Raw genomic sequence first — 15248 nt, forward strand, 5'->3', positions numbered from 1 at the left:
CTAGGGCTGCAGGAAACCAGTGACCACGTTGGCGAACGCTTCTGGCTGGTCGAGCATGACGAAGTGGAAGCTGTCGTCAATGCGCGTGAAGTTGATGTGCGGGGTATTGGCATAGGCGTTGCGGAAGGTCGCCTCGACATTGGCCGCAGGGATGCCGTACACCGGGTCATAGGCATAGACGACCTCGACCGGCACCTGGATGCGATCAAGCTCCGGGCGCAGGTCGGTGGTCATCAGTTCGTAAGTGGCTTGGGCCGTGGTCTGCCGATCCGAGCTTGTCGCCGCCGCAAGCAGCACAGGCCGGGCTGCTTGGCTTTTTACCAAGCGGGCAATGGATACACGCTGCAGGGCTTCAGCCTGCTCAGGCGTTGACGCCAGCAGCGAATCGCGGAATGCAGCCGCCTGCGGTTCGGCCGTCTCGCGGGTTGCGAAAGGGTTCATGAGCAGTGTGTAGAAGGGCAGGGCATCGACGATCATCAAGCGCGCGACCTGATCGGGGTGACGCGCGCCGAGCATCAGCGCCACCTCGCCACCCAACGAGTGGCCAATGATGACCGGGGCCTTGAGGTGCTGGGTGCGGATGTAGTCAGCGATGGCCTCGGCCGTTGGCGCCACGACTTCTCCACGCGAGTCGGACACCGCAGGTGCCCCGGCGAAACCTGCGACCTGTACCAGGTGAAGGCGGTGGCTGCGCTGCAAGCGGGTGGCCAGATCACGCCACACCTCGCGGGAAGACGCCAAACCTGGGATCAAGATCACATCAGGGCCGCTACCTTCGACCGTTACCGAAATGCGGTCTTTGTTCACCTGTGCCGGCGTCACGGGCGCCGGCTGGGTGGCCGATGCCGGGGCTGACAGCAGTGTGAACGCGGCGCCGAATGCCGCGAGGAGGGTGCGTGTACGCATGACATTTTCCTTTTGTCCTGTTCGCCGTCCGCTACTGCCAACGGGGTAAAACCGCTGGAGGATACCATCCAGCCTGTCTAATTAGCCTGCGGCGGCTATCTAATTCGAAGCGTCTGTACGGTAGCGCACAGACTGCTTGCGCCATTGCGCACAGGCTTTAACGGTCTGCATCCCAGGTGCAGCGGCTGTGAGGTTTCACTCAAGGCGTAAGGATATGGCGGATAAATACGTTGGGAAAAAAGTCGGGGTGGGTACGGATAATGTGGTCTACGTGATCAACATTTATCAGGATGAGACCGTTGAGCGCTCGCCCAATGGAATGATTCGGCATGAAGGTCCGGTGCATTATGAAATGCAATTCGGTGGGGCCGTGCGGCAGATATCGGAATCCGAGTACGAAATCGCAAGCACGGGCGTGAGGGTCAGTGTGCAGGAAGGTGACAGCTAAACAGCACAACCTCACAGGCTGTTTACGCTCGGGGCCATGCCTGCACGGGCTTCAGGTTGATGAAGCCCGCAGGCACCTCAGCCCGGTCAGGCGGCTCCTTTGGCCTGTTGTTCCAGGTGCACCTGCAAGGTCGGGTCGATTTGCAGAGCGCTGGCCAGTTCATCAAGGTAGGCCCGCTCTGCGGCCTGCTGGTCATCCACCAGCATCACGCTGGCCAGGTACATCTCCGCGGCCATGGCCGGGTCCTGTGCCGACTGTGCCACTTCGGCAGCATCGAGGGGTTTGCTGACTTCGTCATCCAGCCATTGCTGCAGTTGCGGGTCGCTGGTGTGACGTTTGATTTCAGCGTAGATCAACTGTTCTTCTTGCTCGTCGATGCGCCCGTCAGCCTTGGCTGCCGCAATTAGCGCGCGCAATATTGCATGGCTGTGGCCCTCGGCCTCGGGGCCGGACAATTGATCGACAGTACGCATGGCCTGTTGCGGGGCAGCTGCCGCCTGGCTGCGCTGCCAGCTTTGATAGGCCTGGAACGCCATCATGCCCAGCGACGCCAGGGCCGCGTAATTGGTGCCACCCGTGGCGCGCCCCTGGCTAATGCCGCCAGCGCTGCCGCCACCCCGCAACAGGCCGCCCAGTAGACCGCCAAGGCCACCACCGCCACCCGCGGCACTGCCGCCGTTAAGCAAACCACCCAGCAAGCCGCCCAAACCGCCCAAACCATCTTGCGATGACAGGCCGCCGCTGCCTTGTTGCGCTTGCGAGCCTTGCCCGGCCCGGAGTAACTGTTCGAGAAGATCACTGGTGTTCATCGCCCCGCCCTCGGTCGGTAGTCGTTGCCCAGACAAGCAACGATAGCCCCCTCAAGGCGATTCGCCATGACCGTTTGGCCGACGGCTAAGCGTGACATTCTTGAAGCTGCTACGGAATGCATCCCCGCTCGTGTGGTCTGTACAGGCACTTTGCAAAGGACATGCGCCATGTCGATACGTACTGCACGCTGCTTGCTGCTTCTGCCATTGTTTGCGGGCTGCCAATATTTACCTCATACCGATTACTTCGTCGCGCCTGAAAACGAGCCGGATCCCGCGTGGGTTCGCGTCGTCAACTTCACGCAGCATGCCACTATTTACCAATACGAAAACGGCGTGCGCTCGGGCGGCGTGATCCGCACCGGGCCGCTGCCGTTCATCAATACACAGGACCAGGGCATGCCCAAAGCCGGGCAGCACTTGACGTTCGACTACTTCGAAACCCGTGTCAGGCCCGGTATCAAAACGCAGGTGTGCATGTTCTGGGAGGGGCCGCGTACGCAATCCTGCATGGTCGTAACTCAGTTCACGCCCCAGGCAGGGCGCTACTATCAGTTCAGGTTGACCTCCGGTTCAGGCGGTACCTGCACGCTGTATCCCACGCTGATTGAGCGCGACAAAGACGGCGCCGAGTGGCACCTCGTCCCCAACCCGCAAGTGACGTACCCCCACAGCGGGCCAACGGCCAAAACGACTTACAGTAACAGTCGCTTTGAAGACCCCGACTACCAACCCCCTGCGGGTCTGTACCCGGGCATGTAACGGAGTTGAACGAATGACGGAAAAGCCCGTGTACCTGTTCGCCAAGGTGCGGCAACCCTGTGAATATCGTCCCAACGTAACAGCCATCGTGCTGTTTGGTCTTGAGGTCGAAGGAGGGGAGGATCCGCCGGTTTATCTGGAGATTCGCTTCATTGATTACTGCGCTCAACAGGTTGAAGGCGATCACCTAATGCTGTCATTGGCGCAGGCCCTGGAGTCCGCGCGCGCCGATTACGGGATTTTGCCGGCTGATTGGCGTGCGCTAAGCCAGGAGGAGATTGATCGGATTGATGGGTAGCGGGCGATGCTTGTGCTCGTAAGTGAATCGCGCAGCCCTGTTATTCTGGCTGCATTCGCCTGTTCCAGCCAAAAGTGTCGGCACAGGGTGCCAGCCATTGCCGTAGTTCTGGGTTGCGCGCCAACGCTTCGGGTTCCAGCAAGCGCGCCCCTATATTGGCATGGCGCAGGAAGGTCACCTCGAGGCACTGCTGCACCTGTTCGACCAGCAAGGGGAAGCCCATCAGGTTGTGCAGGCGGGGCCACTTGATCTGCTTGCGGTAGCGCAGTTGCTGCGACTCGATGCGCAGGTCATCGTTGGGGCGCCACTGGACGTTGAAGAGCTTGTCATGACGCGACAGGTCGACCCACCAGCTACCGTTGGCCGGGATGTGCAGATCGAGTTTCAGGCTTTCAGGCCGCAACGTGTTGCGTTTGTAAAACCAGTGCTCGGGCGGCTCATTGCTCAGGTCAATGGAGCAGACGCTGTAGGACACCTCAGGGACATTGAACTGGGTAAACCATTCAGCGATTTCGGGGTGGATCGGGTGATCGAACATGGTTGGCCTCGTCCTGAGAGAGCGGTCAGACAGTGCGGTAGCTTAATGGCTTGTTGGGCGGGGTGATAGCAGACAGTCACCACCGCCTGCTGTCGACCAACCGGACGTGAACGACCTCTGTCCGAGCCATGTTCTAACTTCTCAGTTGCCAAGGCTTAGGACTGGGTCCATACCAATGACATCTCTGCTAAAGGAGTCACCGCATGTCAAAGCTATATCCAAGTATTGATCCTGAGGGGCTGGTTGAGTATTCGGTGGTCTACACCGACCGCTCGCTCAATCATATGTCGCAGGCATTTCAAGGCGTGATGAAGAACATTTCCAGCACCCTGAAACAGGTCTATAACGCCCAGGCTGTTGCAGTAGTGCCGGGTAGCGGTACATTCGGCATGGAATCGGTAGCGCGACAGTTTGCCACCGGCCAGCAGTGCCTGGTGATCCGCAACGGTTGGTTCAGTTATCGCTGGAGCCAGATCCTTGAGATGGGCAACATTCCGGCGGCTATCACGGTGCTGAAAGCCCGACCGATCGACACGGGTCGCCAGCCAGCCTACGCGCCCCCGCCTCTGGACGAAGTGTTGGCGGCCATTGAGGCGCACAAGCCGAAAATTGTCTTTGCACCACACGTTGAAACGTCATCCGGGATTATCCTGCCCGACGATTACTTGCGGGCCATTGGCGACGCTGTTCATGCAGTGGGGGGGCTGTTCGTACTGGACTGCATCGCCTCAGGCACGCTTTGGGTTGATATGGACAAGTGCGCAGTCGACCTGCTGATCAGCGCACCGCAGAAAGGTTGGAGCGCCTCCCCTTGCTGCGCGCTGGTGATGCTCAGTGCTTTGGCCCTCGAGCGCATTGAGCAGACGCATAGCAGCAGCTTTGCCTGCGACCTGAAAAAGTGGCTTCAGATCATGCAGGCATACGAACAGGGCGGACATGCTTACCACGCGACCATGCCCAGCGATTCTCTCGCGCGATTCAACGACGTGATGAGCGAGATGCAAGCCTACGGTTTCGACAAGGTGCGCGATGAACAACAGGCGCTGGGCGATCGCGTCCGCGCCATGTTGACCGGCAGAGGCATCAAAAGCGTGGCCGCAGCCGGCTTTCAGGCCCCGGGTGTAGTGGTGAGTTACACCGATGATCCCGACATCAAGAACGGTAAGAAATTTGTAGAACATGGCCTACAGATAGCCGCTGGAGTGCCGTTGCAATGTGATGAGCCGGCCGACTTCCAGACCTTCCGTATCGGTCTGTTCGGGCTCGAAAAGCTGCGCAATATCGAGCGCACGGTCAGCACCCTTGAACGGGCGCTGGACGAAGTGATGGTGAACTGAGCCCTCCTTTTGGCTGCAGCACGGCTACGGCTGTCGGCTAGGGGTCGAAAGGGGTTACTAGCGAGCGGCTGCAATCGACCCAAACCTGCCATCCACTGCTGTTCAGTACAGGTCTGCAATCTCGCCGCACACCACATGGCTGCGGCGAGACCAGGCCACGTCAGTTTTCGTACCGTAACGTAACAGCGAAGTTACGCGGCTCACCGTAATAGTTGCCCAGGTTCGAGTTATAGACGGCAGAGTAATATTGCTTGTCAAACACGTTGTTCAGGTTCAGTTGTGCGCTCAGGTTCTTGTTGATCTGGTAATTGGCGTTCAGATCGACCAGGCTGTATGCACCTTGCTCCACGCTGCCCAGGTAGACTTTGCTCTGATGATAGAGGCTGCCGCCCACGCGCCAGTTGTCCAACTCGCCGGGCAAACGGTAGTTGGTGGCCAGTTTGACTAATCGGCGCGGGGAGGTTTCGGTGGCGTAGTCGGTACCTTTGCGGGTTCCGCCGACATATTCAGGGTGACTGTAGGTGTAGCCGAGCACGGCGTTCCAACCGGGGAGAATCTCGCCAGAAGCCTCTACTTCAAAACCTCGGTTGCGCACCTTGCCGCCTTCCTCGTAGCACGTTGAGCTATGCCCTGGCCCGCAAATACGGTCTGCGCCAGCAACCGCCTGAGGCAAATGGCTTTGGTCAACCTGAAATACCGCCACCGACGTATTGAGCAGCCCGTCGTAGAACTCGTTCTTTAGGCCGATTTCATAGTTGCTGCCGGTGATAGGGTTGAGCAGTGTGTTGTTGATGTCGTAGTTGCTTTGAACCTGATAAATCTCGGTGTAGCTGGCGTAAACCGAGGCATTGTCAGTCAGGTCATACACGACGCCCGCATAGGGAATGACTTTTCCGTTTTCCTTGAAACGGTCGTCATAGTCAGCAGACGCGTAGTCAACCCAGCTGAAACGGCTGCCCACGATCACATGCAGGTCGTCGCTGGGGTTCAACCGGGTGGCGGCATAAAGCCCTTTGTCCTTGCGTACGTTGCGGTACTGGATGCGTTCGTAGCTATAGGTGGGCGCGACCACGTGTAAAGGGGCGAAACCCAGAATATCGACGACGCTTGGGTTGTTGTTGTAACGCGACTCGTTGATGAACCGGTCTTTGCGCGCGTTAGCGCCAAACACCAGTTCGTGGCGCTGGCCGAGCAGGTAGAAAGCGCCGTTCAGCGCGGCATCAAGGCTTATTTGTTCGTCGTCGTATGTTGTGTCGTTGGTGGACAGGCGGAACTGGTCGTTACCAATATTGTTGCCGTAGAGCCCGAGGAAATCGGCATTCGACCACATCAGGTTAGTATTGACGGTGAGTTTCCAGTCATCGTTGAACGCATGCTTGATGTCAGCGAATACCGTGCGATTGATTTTGTTCAGGTGGGCCCAGCTTGGCGCAAAGGACGCTGAGCGCGACAGTGGATAGAAGCTGCCATCGAGTTGAGTGGGCAAGCCGCCCCAGTCATAACCGCCGTGATAATCCTTTTGAAAGACGGTGCCGAGAGTCACGGTCGTATCTTCACTCACGTCGGCTTCGCCAATGGCGTAGAACAGCTGGTTCTCTTTGTCGGCACGGTCTACGAAACTATTGCCGGCGTTGTATAACAGTACGGTCCTGCCACGCAGCGTGCCCTGTTCGTTCAACGGCCCGCTTACGTCGATCTGACTATGGTAATTATCCCAGGAGCCGCCGCCGATTTCTGCTTTGAGCTTATAGGTATCCGTTGGCCGCTTGCGCACCAGGTTGATGGCCGCCGAGGGGTTTCCCGCACCCTGCATCAAGCCGTTTGCGCCGCGAACAAACTCTACCCGGTCGTAGATGGCCATGTTGTTAACAGAGGTCACGTCCATCGAGTAGCTTTCGGAAATGCTGGTCGGTACGCCGTCGTATTGCAGGTCGTTGACCTGGAAGCCGCGGGAGAAATAGCGTGAGCGTTCGGTACCAAAATCCTTGGTGGTGTTGATTCCCGTCGCAGCCCTGGCAACGTCTTCCAGGGATTGCATGTTTTGATCGTCCATTTGCTGACGCGTGACGACGCTGACCGACTGCGGCGTTTCGCGCAGCGAGAGATTCATCCGCGTCGCTGTGTTGGTGCTACCTGTCGTGTAGGACCTCGACCCCTCGGTGATGGCGCCCAGCCCCGAGCCTGTCACGTTGGTCACGCCCAGTTGCAATGAGCCCGACGGTGCAGCCGGCAGTACCACATAGCTGTTATCCCCACCGGCAACTGCCTGCAATCCAGACCCGCTCAGCAACACAGAAAAGCCCTGATCGATACTGTAGCGGCCGTTGATGCCCCGGCTCTGCTTGCCTTCGGTCAGGCCGTTGTCGAACGACAAGACAACGCCTGCTTTGGTGGCAAAGCTGTTCAGCACAGTGGCAAGAGACCCGGCTTCGATAACAAATTGCTGCTGGTGCAGGGTACGGGCTGTTACCTGGCTTTCAGCCGCACGGGTAATTGCTGGATTGGCCATCAACAACGATGCACCCATTAGGGCAAGGCATAGCGCGCTTGGGGTGTTCAACGTGGCGGTGCAGAAGCCTGGAAGGGGATGCTGCATGCTTTCTCCTGATGCGATTGTTGGCATTTTATGAGGTGTCTGCAAAAGGAGTCGCGCTGCCGAGCGTAAAGTGACAACGCGTTTTGAAATTTTTTTTGGCCTGTTTTTTGGCCCAAAAGTCGATTGCCCTCAGGCCACCATTTCACTATATTGAGATTAATTCTTATTCTCTGCTTGGCTTCGACATGCCGTCTGGCAACCCTATCGCGACGCTCTACAACGACCATCAACCCTGGCTTATCAGCTGGCTGCGCAAGCGTACCGGGTGTTCGCAGGCGGCGGCAGACTTCGCCCAGGACACCTTTCTTCGCGTGCTGCTCGCCGAGCGCCGTGAACCCCTGGCGGCCACGCTCAATGAGCCACGGCATTTTCTGGTAACCATCGCCAAGCGGGTAATGATCGACAGTTTTCGCCGTCAGTCGGTGGAGCGTGCCTACTTCGAAGTGCTCGCTGCGCAGCCTGAGTCGTTCGGGATTTCTGCCGAGGAACAGCTGTCCTTGCTCCAGACACTGCTGGAGCTGGATCGCATGCTTGACGGCCTGGGCGTGAAGGCGAAAACGGCGTTCCTGATGTCGCAAGTGCAAGGGCTGACCTACCCTCAAATCGCGGAACAATTACAGGTGTCCGCCAGCTCAGTGACCAAATATATGGCCCGAGCCACCGAACGCTGCCTCTTGTACCTCGTGGACAATCCCTGGTGACCAACGACGCCCAGCGCCAAGCGCTTCGCCACGCTGCGCAGTGGTTCGCGCACCTGTCCGCGAACCCTGACGACCCGGCGCTGCGCGCACAGTGGCAGCGCTGGCACTGCCGAAGTGCGGAGCATGAGTGGGCATGGCAGCAGTTGACCGAATTGCAGGCGCGCCTTGGCAGCATGCCGCAGCAGTTGGCCTGGGCGGTCATGGAAAAGTCCACGTTACGCGAGAGCGGGCCGAATCGCCGCACCCTTCTCAAAGGGCTGTTGCTCGGCGCCGGCGCGAGTTCATTGGCATGGCAAGGCTATGACGTTGCGCCAAAATGGATGGCCGATCTCAAAACCCGCACCGGAGAACAGCGCCAAGAGGCGCTTGCTGACGGCACCTTGCTGGTGTTGGATACCGATACCGCGCTGGATGTAATGTTCAATGCCGGCACGCGCTTGCTGATCCTTCGGGCCGGTGAGATCCACGTAACCACCGGCAAGGACTCCCGTCCGTTCCTGGTGCGCAGTGCCCAGGGGGAGCTGCGCGCATTGGGCACTCGTTTTGCCGTGCGCCAGTTAGACGGGCTGACGCGTCTTAGCGTCTACCAGCATGCCGTTGCGGTACGCCCTGAGCAGGCCACCGATGAGGTCGTGATCGAGGAAGGGCAATCGGTGACGTTTGATCGTCAGCGACTGTTGGGCACGCAGGCGTTGAAAACAGCCGAAGAGGCCTGGGCCCAGGGGCGGCTGGTAGTGGAAGGCTGGAGGCTGGACCTACTGATCAATGAGTTGCAGCGCTATTGCCCCGGCTATCTTGGCTGCGCGCCCGAGGTCAGCCATTTGCGGGTGTCGGGCTCGTATTCGCTTGGTAATATCGAGCTGACATTGAACACGATTGCCCGCTCGTTACCCATCCGAATCCAGCAACTTACCCGTTACTGGACGCGCATCCTGCCGGTTTGATGATTTGTCCGCTTTTGGCCCCAACGCTTTTCCCGGCTCATTGTCAAACGCAGGGGCTTACGCTTTAATTCCAATTTGCCATTCACCCAATCGGCGATCTTGATGCCTTATCCGTCTGACCTTTCACACGACATCAGTACGATTGCCAAGATCGAGGCCGTCCCGCTTATTCTCAATATGGTGAAGCATGTTACCGGCATGCGCTTTGCGGCAATTGCGCGTGTCACCGAGACAAAATGGGTGGCTTGCGCTGTCGATGATTCTATTGATTTTGGGCTCATACCTGGCGGTGAGTTGGTGCTGGAAACGACGATTTGCCACGAAATTCGTCAGCACCGCAAACCCGTTATATTCAGGAATGCCAGTGAGCATCCGGTGTACTCAACCCACCACACCCCTCAGACATACGGCTTAGAAAGCTACGTCTCCATTCCTATCACCAGGACAAACGGAGACTTCTTCGGAACGCTCTGTGCTATCGATGAGGTTCCGGCCCATTTTGATGAAGAGGCGGTGTGCAAAACGCTAACGCTGTTCGCCCAGTTAATAGCTGTTCAACTCGACGTTTTGGCGGACCTTGAGACCAAAACGATTGAACTGGCCAGTGCAGCTGAGACCGGCATTGTCCGGGAGCAGTTCATTGCCGTACTGGGGCATGACCTTCGTTCGCCACTGTGCGCTATCAGAATGAGCGCCGATCTACTGGAGGCTAAGCTTCCCGCCGGTCGCGAGCAGCAGCTTGCCACTGCAATACGACAAAGCTCGCAGCGGATGAATAACTTGATTGAAGATGTCCTGGATTTTTCTCGAGGAAAGCTGGGGGGAGGCATTCCGGTCAAACGGACGCTAGTGGACAACCTGGGTGACGTTTTTAGTGCGGTCATTAATGAAATCATGACGAGTCATCCCAACGTCAACATCCGTCAAGAGGTGATCATTTCACCTGGGGTCTTCTGTGATGCTGGGAGAATGGGGCAGTTGCTTTCAAACCTATTGGGCAATGCAGTGGCTCATGGGGCGCGTGATCTTCCGATAGAGGTGACCGCAAGCATGCAAGAAAATCATATAGTGCTGTCAGTGATGAACCATGGCCCAGAAATCCCCGACGTTTTGTTACCGCTACTGTTTCAACCGTTTAAAAGGTCGGCAGCCGGTGGCCGCGGGGAGGGGCTGGGGCTCGGTCTGTATATCGCATCCCAGATCGTAACGGGTCACAACGGGACGTTATCAGTAACCTCTACGCCTGAGGCCGGCACGCGCTTCGTAGCCAGGTTCCCTGGCACTTTGGAGTGGACGAAAGAGGATTAGATGTAGTCCGTGGGCGTTATAGGCAGCGCCTATCATCCTCCGAAAGCGGCATTAAATCCCTCGCTTGCCATTAGAAAAAATACTATGAACGGACATACCTTGTTGCCTCCCCTTAACGCGCTCAGGGTATTCGAGGTGGTTGCCCGTCATCTGAATTTTCGGCTGGCCGCCGACGAGCTAGGTGTCACTCAGGCCGCTGTGGCACAGCAGATACGAGGGCTTGAGACGAGCCTGGAGTTGAAGTTGTTTGAGCGGTTGCCGAGAGGGCTGCGCTTAACGGAACCCGGGAGGGGCTACAGCTTGGCAATTCGTGAGGCATTCGCCTTGATCACTACGGCCACGCAAGCCCTCAAGCCAGTGGGGCTGGAGCTGACGGTCAGCGTCACGCCTACTTTTGCGGCGAAGTGGCTAATCCCTCGGCTGTCCTCTTTCTCAGTTGCGCACCCACAGATCGATCTGCAAGTACTTGCCACTGACCGCATTTCGCAATTTCGGCCTGGTGGAGCTGACATCGCTGTCCGCTACGGACGTGCACCTTTCGAGAATATGCTCAATGCCGAGCTTTTTCTGACTGAACGTATAGTTGCGGTGGCTAGCCCGGTATTGCTTGAACAACTGGGTCGGCCAGAGAGCGTGGAAAAACTGCAGGAATACACCTTGCTGCATGACGCTCACAGTTTCTGGCCTGAGTTCATAGATCAGGCCTTCCAGAGCCCCATCCGCCAACCCTCTAAAAATGTGCGGTTCAACCAAACGGTACTTGCGATCGAGGCTGCAGCAGCAGGACAAGGGCTGGCATTGGCCAGCTATCATTTCGTCAAAGCAGACCTAGAGGCAGGAAGGCTGGCGCTGGCGATGGCGCATCAAATGAGCTTGGAGAAAGCCTATTATCTGGTTTGGCCGCGAAACGCTCACCAGCCGGCGGCCCTCGAAACCGTCCGAACGTGGCTACTTGAACAGGCTAGGCTATAGATTATCTACTGGCAGGAAGAAGGGTTGTTGTCTCTCTGAGAAGTGCGGAGCGGTGCTAGTCTCATTTCACCAACCACCCGTCAACGCCTCACTTAGGGGGATGTATGTCAGTAGAAAAAGTAGCAATTGTCACTGCCGGTGGTAGCGGCATGGGAGCGGCGGCAGCACGTAGATTGGCTGCCGACGGCTTCAAGGTCGGTATTCTCTCTTCGTCTGGCAAAGGCGAGGCCCTGGCGCAAGAGCTAGGCGGTATTGGTGTAACCGGCAGTAACCAGTCAAATGAAGACCTGCAGCGCCTAGTCGACGCAGTCATTCAGAAATGGGGCCGTATCGATGTGTTGGTTAACAGCGCCGGCCATGGTCCGCGGGCACCCATTCTTGAAATCAGCGACGAAGACTGGCACCAGGGTATGGAGACCTACCTGCTCAACGTCATTCGCCCAGCGCGGCTGGTGACCCCGTACATGCAGCGCCAGAAAGGCGGTGCAATCATCAACATTTCTACTGCATGGGCGTTCGAACCAAGCGAACTCTTCCCTACCTCGGCAGTGTTCCGTGCCGGTTTGGCGTCGTTCAGCAAAATCTATGCGGACAAGTACGCCGCTGACAACATTCGCATTAATAACGTGCTGCCTGGTTGGATCGACAGTCTCCCTGCTACCGAACAGCGTCGAGAAGGTGTGCCGCTTAAACGCTATGGCACCAGTGAGGAGATTGCCGCCACTGTCGCCTTCCTGGCGAGCGAAGGGGCAGCCTACATTACCGGCCAGAACATCAAGGTCGATGGCGGCGTTACACGCAGCGTCTGAGTGCCTCCGGGCCGCACGCAGTACGCGGCCCTTTTTCATTTTGGGCGAATGCCATGCTTGATCTGATATTGGCTGAGGTATGGTCAAATTTAGCTATACCGGTTGGCGGTAGTCCAAATCCCTTTCGCTTGATGCAACTGGCCACCGTCAATGCTGAAGGGCAACCTAAGGTAAGCACCGTTGTCTTGCGCCATGCGGATGAGTCTACGAAGTCGATCGTCTTTTATGTGGACAAGCGGTCGGCGAAGCTCGCAGAGATACTGGCCGAACCTAGAGTCGGTATTACCGCCGTCGACCCGTCTGGCAAGCGTCAGCTTCGGCTTGAAGGCCTAGGTGAACCTGTGTCTGATGTGTCGCTCCTGGCCAAGCACTGGGAGCAGGCACGGGGAAGAACTCAAGCGCTCTTTCGCCATGGGCGCATACCCGGCGAGTCGATTTCTTCACCTTCTGTAGCCTATGAAACGCACAGGGAGGGTTTCAAAAATTTCGCTGTACTGGCTGTCCACCTACGACAAATAGAGTGGCTCGATCTTACCCAGGATATCCACCAACGGGCACGCTTCATTTTGCAAGGCGAGCATTGGCAGGCGGGTTGGGTCGCGCCCTAAGACAGGATCAATTTTAATGAGCAACGAAGGGCAGGAACCGGCCAGAAACGGTCGGTTCAAGACACTCGCGCCACTCACGTAATTAGCAGCCCGGAATAGTTTACTAAGTGGAAGGGGCGGATGCTTTACCGCCCAAGCGAATCAGTTCATTGGAGAAACACAGGCCGACGATGATCAGTGCCGCTCCCGCGTACAGGCTTTGGGGCGGCACTTCGTTAAGCGCTACAAATGCCAGCAGCGCGGCGAACAGTGGCTCCGTCAGCTCCAGTGCCTGCACTTGGGATGGCTTCAGGTACTCGATGGCCTTGGTGGTGCAGAAGAAGCCGAGGATTGTCGGCAGCGTGGCCAGCGCCAGCAGCGCCGCGATCGCCAGCGGCGACAACTCGCCGATTGCGAAACCATCGGCGGCAGCTGGCATCAGCAGATACAGGCTGCCAAAGAACAACAACTGACGGGTGAAGTGCAGCCCTCCCGATACCCCCATACGCTTCATGGCAACCGAAAACGCCCCGTAGCCGGAGCCGGCAATGGAGGCGAGCGCAGCACCTTGCAGGCTAAAGCCCTGCTGCAGGTCGCCACCGAAGATCACCGAAATCCCAGCGATAGCCAATGCCGCGCCTAGGGTAGCGTTCGCAGTGATGGCATCCTTGAGAAAAATGCGCCCTAGGATGATCGACGAAATTGAGGCACTGGCCATCAGCACTACTACCACACCTGCCGCAGCGTAGTGTCTATAGGCGGACGTTTCGAAATGGAACAGCACAAAGATGCCAAGGAATGCACAGATAGCCGCCTGAGCCCATTGGGTCGACACCGCAGGGCGCTTGAGGAAAAACAGTAAGATCGAAAGAAGCATGCACCCCAGTACGGTCTTGATCACAGCGACACTGCTGGCGGTGAAGCCATTACTCATGAGTACTTTGCTGAGTACACCGATCGTTGCGTTCAGTGCTGCAGCGGAAAGTGCAAATATGACGCCTTTTCCGAAAGTTGATTGCATGGCTGGCGATCCCTGTCGCTGAGTTGTCGTTCGATAGAATTCCGCCAGTATCGACGGCATAAATGTTGAGGAGGAGAAGTCAGGTGCCTAGCCTTTGGCGATGCAATAGGAATTGACGAACGCGGCCGTGTGCTGCAATGACTGACGGATATCCGGTTTGGCAATTTTATGCCGTTTTGCAAATTGCTCGACCGCCGTTGTGTCAAAACGCGTGGTCTGGATAAAGTCCATGGCTTCGGGTTTTGTGTGCAAGAACGACGCGATGGGGGGAATAGCCAATAGCAGCTTCAACAATCGGAGGGGAATGTGATGCTTGGGAGACTTTAAGCCCAACGGTTGTGCAACCTGCATCAGGAGTTCTCGCAGGTTTGGGGTGTGGGCATCAAGTGCCAGCAATTCCTGGCCCTCCATGGCAGGGTCAAACGCACAAACTGCTACCAGCTCCGCCAGATAATCGACTGTGACCAGTGGCAGCCAGTGCTTGGCGGTACCGGGTACAGCGGTGAGCTTTCCCTGCACAAGGTTGCGTATCAGCGCCACCAGTGGCTGCCCCTCAAGAATATGCCCCGTGCGGCTGTGGCCACAGACCGTCGCAGGGTGGACAACGGTAATCTCCCCACCTTTGGCAGACATGAGCGCCAGGGTCGCAAAATGCGCCTCCAGCTTGCTGCCCTCGTAACCCCCCACACGTCGATAGACGGCAGACCAATTCGTCAACTCCGGACGACGAGGATCAATTCCGATGCGTTGCAGGTGTTCATGATTTTTCAGCATGAAGCCGCCGATCATGACTAAACGGCTTTTTTGCTCTGCCGCCAGAAGCGCCACGCGTTTTGCACCGTCCACATTTACCGCACGAGAATGCTCCACTGACAGCCCCCATGCGAAGTGGGCGCCTAGATGGAATATGACGCTGGCGTGCCTTAGCACTTCACGGTCAGCAGGACTCAGCCCGAGGTTGTCCCGTTCCAAATCGCCCGCTACGGCAAACACCCGGCTGGCGCACCCGCCCAAATTAGCGACGTGCTCGCGCAGTGCAGCCAATTGCTCTGGGCGACGCATCAACACCCTGATGGTGTGACCTTTTGCACTCAAGTTCGCCACCAAATGTTGGCCAACAAAGCCTGTTCCGCCTGTAACAAAGCACTCCACGCTCATTTCCCTGTTCCTTGTTGAGGGTGAGAAACAAAGCGTAAACTATCGACCCAACTC

16 protein-coding genes are annotated in these 15248 nt (G+C 57.4%); 10 read left to right on the forward strand and 6 right to left on the reverse strand.

Annotated elements, in window-relative coordinates:
* On the reverse strand, positions 1–906 hold the full coding sequence (locus tag MFF34_RS24250; protein ID WP_238216920.1) for an alpha/beta fold hydrolase: 906 nt from the start codon (positions 904–906) through the stop codon (positions 1–3).
* Positions 907–1120: 214 nt separating this feature from the next.
* On the opposite strand from MFF34_RS24250, the gene MFF34_RS24255 reads away from it, so the two are divergent.
* Positions 1121–1354: a hypothetical protein gene (locus MFF34_RS24255; protein WP_099429733.1), complete on the forward strand. Its 234-nt coding sequence runs from the start codon at positions 1121–1123 to the stop codon at positions 1352–1354.
* 86 nt (positions 1355–1440) lie between these two features.
* On the opposite strand, the gene MFF34_RS24260 is transcribed toward MFF34_RS24255, so the two are convergent.
* Positions 1441–2163: a tellurite resistance TerB family protein gene (locus MFF34_RS24260; RefSeq protein ID WP_238216922.1), complete on the reverse strand. Its 723-nt coding sequence runs from the start codon at positions 2161–2163 to the stop codon at positions 1441–1443.
* 168 nt (positions 2164–2331) lie between these two features.
* Here MFF34_RS24260 and MFF34_RS24265 point away from each other — a divergent pair, with 168 nt between their 5' ends.
* Entirely contained in the window at positions 2332–2925 is a 594-nt protein-coding gene (locus tag MFF34_RS24265) for a hypothetical protein (protein WP_238216924.1), read from the forward strand.
* 13 nt (positions 2926–2938) lie between these two features.
* Complete coding sequence (locus MFF34_RS24270) at positions 2939–3223, forward strand: hypothetical protein (protein ID WP_099429730.1); 285 nt, start codon at positions 2939–2941, stop codon at positions 3221–3223.
* 40 nt (positions 3224–3263) lie between these two features.
* On the opposite strand, the gene MFF34_RS24275 is transcribed toward MFF34_RS24270, so the two are convergent.
* Positions 3264–3761, reverse strand: coding sequence for a hypothetical protein (locus tag MFF34_RS24275; protein ID WP_238216926.1), 498 nt, complete (start codon positions 3759–3761; stop codon positions 3264–3266).
* A gap of 203 nt (positions 3762–3964) precedes the next feature.
* Between MFF34_RS24275 and MFF34_RS24280 the strand changes: the two genes are divergently transcribed.
* The gene (locus MFF34_RS24280) at positions 3965–5098 is read left to right on the forward strand and encodes an aminotransferase class V-fold PLP-dependent enzyme (RefSeq protein WP_238216928.1); all 1134 of its coding nucleotides are present in this window, start codon (positions 3965–3967) and stop codon (positions 5096–5098) included.
* A gap of 160 nt (positions 5099–5258) precedes the next feature.
* On the opposite strand, the gene MFF34_RS24285 is transcribed toward MFF34_RS24280, so the two are convergent.
* A complete protein-coding gene (locus MFF34_RS24285; RefSeq protein ID WP_238216930.1) occupies positions 5259–7694 on the reverse strand; it encodes a TonB-dependent receptor in 2436 nt (811 codons plus the stop codon).
* Between the two features lie 185 nt (positions 7695–7879).
* On the opposite strand from MFF34_RS24285, the gene MFF34_RS24290 reads away from it, so the two are divergent.
* From MFF34_RS24290 to MFF34_RS24315, 6 genes are all read left to right on the forward strand, one after another.
* Entirely contained in the window at positions 7880–8395 is a 516-nt protein-coding gene (locus MFF34_RS24290; RefSeq protein ID WP_238216995.1) for a sigma-70 family RNA polymerase sigma factor, read from the forward strand.
* Complete coding sequence (locus tag MFF34_RS24295) at positions 8392–9339, forward strand: FecR domain-containing protein (RefSeq protein ID WP_238216932.1); 948 nt, start codon at positions 8392–8394, stop codon at positions 9337–9339. Before MFF34_RS24290 ends, MFF34_RS24295 begins: the two co-directional genes overlap by 4 nt.
* 102 nt (positions 9340–9441) lie before the next feature.
* Positions 9442–10647, forward strand: coding sequence for a GAF domain-containing sensor histidine kinase (locus MFF34_RS24300; RefSeq protein WP_099429719.1), 1206 nt, complete (start codon positions 9442–9444; stop codon positions 10645–10647).
* A gap of 84 nt (positions 10648–10731) precedes the next feature.
* On the forward strand, positions 10732–11619 hold the full coding sequence (locus tag MFF34_RS24305) for a LysR substrate-binding domain-containing protein (protein WP_238216934.1): 888 nt from the start codon (positions 10732–10734) through the stop codon (positions 11617–11619).
* Between the two features lie 104 nt (positions 11620–11723).
* Positions 11724–12428, forward strand: a complete 705-nt coding sequence (locus MFF34_RS24310; RefSeq protein ID WP_027596294.1) for an SDR family oxidoreductase — start codon at positions 11724–11726, stop codon at positions 12426–12428.
* A gap of 53 nt (positions 12429–12481) precedes the next feature.
* Positions 12482–13036: a pyridoxamine 5'-phosphate oxidase family protein gene (locus tag MFF34_RS24315; protein WP_238216935.1), complete on the forward strand. Its 555-nt coding sequence runs from the start codon at positions 12482–12484 to the stop codon at positions 13034–13036.
* Between the two features lie 103 nt (positions 13037–13139).
* On the opposite strand, the gene MFF34_RS24320 is transcribed toward MFF34_RS24315, so the two are convergent.
* Both MFF34_RS24320 and MFF34_RS24325 read right to left on the reverse strand, forming a co-directional pair.
* Positions 13140–14036 carry a DMT family transporter gene (locus MFF34_RS24320; RefSeq protein WP_238216937.1) on the reverse strand — a complete coding sequence of 299 codons (897 nt, stop codon included), beginning with the start codon at positions 14034–14036 and terminating at the stop codon, positions 13140–13142.
* An 87-nt stretch (positions 14037–14123) separates the two neighbouring features.
* Positions 14124–15194 (reverse strand): SDR family oxidoreductase, encoded by a 1071-nt coding sequence (locus MFF34_RS24325; protein WP_238216939.1) that lies wholly within the window; start codon positions 15192–15194, stop codon positions 14124–14126.
* Positions 15195–15248: the final 54 nt, after the last annotated feature.

This window comes from Pseudomonas sp. PAGU 2196, assembly GCF_022179005.1.
Classification (GTDB): Bacteria; Pseudomonadota; Gammaproteobacteria; order Pseudomonadales; family Pseudomonadaceae; genus Aquipseudomonas; species Aquipseudomonas kermanshahensis.

What these genes read in the sequence shown, in the direction of transcription:
- MFF34_RS24290 (WP_238216995.1), top strand. Translation starts at nt 7,880, where the DNA reads ATGCCGTCTGGCAACCCTATCGCGACGCTCTACAACGACCATCAACCC.
- MFF34_RS24275 (WP_238216926.1), bottom strand. Translation starts at nt 3,761, where the DNA reads ATGTTCGATCACCCGATCCACCCCGAAATCGCTGAATGGTTTACCCAG.
- MFF34_RS24315 (WP_238216935.1), top strand. Translation starts at nt 12,482, where the DNA reads ATGCTTGATCTGATATTGGCTGAGGTATGGTCAAATTTAGCTATACCG.
- MFF34_RS24305 (WP_238216934.1), top strand. Translation starts at nt 10,732, where the DNA reads ATGAACGGACATACCTTGTTGCCTCCCCTTAACGCGCTCAGGGTATTC.
- MFF34_RS24270 (WP_099429730.1), top strand. Translation starts at nt 2,939, where the DNA reads ATGACGGAAAAGCCCGTGTACCTGTTCGCCAAGGTGCGGCAACCCTGT.
- MFF34_RS24260 (WP_238216922.1), bottom strand. Translation starts at nt 2,163, where the DNA reads ATGAACACCAGTGATCTTCTCGAACAGTTACTCCGGGCCGGGCAAGGC.
- MFF34_RS24325 (WP_238216939.1), bottom strand. Translation starts at nt 15,194, where the DNA reads ATGAGCGTGGAGTGCTTTGTTACAGGCGGAACAGGCTTTGTTGGCCAA.
- MFF34_RS24300 (WP_099429719.1), top strand. Translation starts at nt 9,442, where the DNA reads ATGCCTTATCCGTCTGACCTTTCACACGACATCAGTACGATTGCCAAG.
- MFF34_RS24255 (WP_099429733.1), top strand. Translation starts at nt 1,121, where the DNA reads ATGGCGGATAAATACGTTGGGAAAAAAGTCGGGGTGGGTACGGATAAT.
- MFF34_RS24310 (WP_027596294.1), top strand. Translation starts at nt 11,724, where the DNA reads ATGTCAGTAGAAAAAGTAGCAATTGTCACTGCCGGTGGTAGCGGCATG.
- MFF34_RS24280 (WP_238216928.1), top strand. Translation starts at nt 3,965, where the DNA reads ATGTCAAAGCTATATCCAAGTATTGATCCTGAGGGGCTGGTTGAGTAT.
- MFF34_RS24250 (WP_238216920.1), bottom strand. Translation starts at nt 906, where the DNA reads ATGCGTACACGCACCCTCCTCGCGGCATTCGGCGCCGCGTTCACACTG.
- MFF34_RS24265 (WP_238216924.1), top strand. Translation starts at nt 2,332, where the DNA reads ATGTCGATACGTACTGCACGCTGCTTGCTGCTTCTGCCATTGTTTGCG.
- MFF34_RS24320 (WP_238216937.1), bottom strand. Translation starts at nt 14,036, where the DNA reads ATGCAATCAACTTTCGGAAAAGGCGTCATATTTGCACTTTCCGCTGCA.
- MFF34_RS24285 (WP_238216930.1), bottom strand. Translation starts at nt 7,694, where the DNA reads ATGCAGCATCCCCTTCCAGGCTTCTGCACCGCCACGTTGAACACCCCA.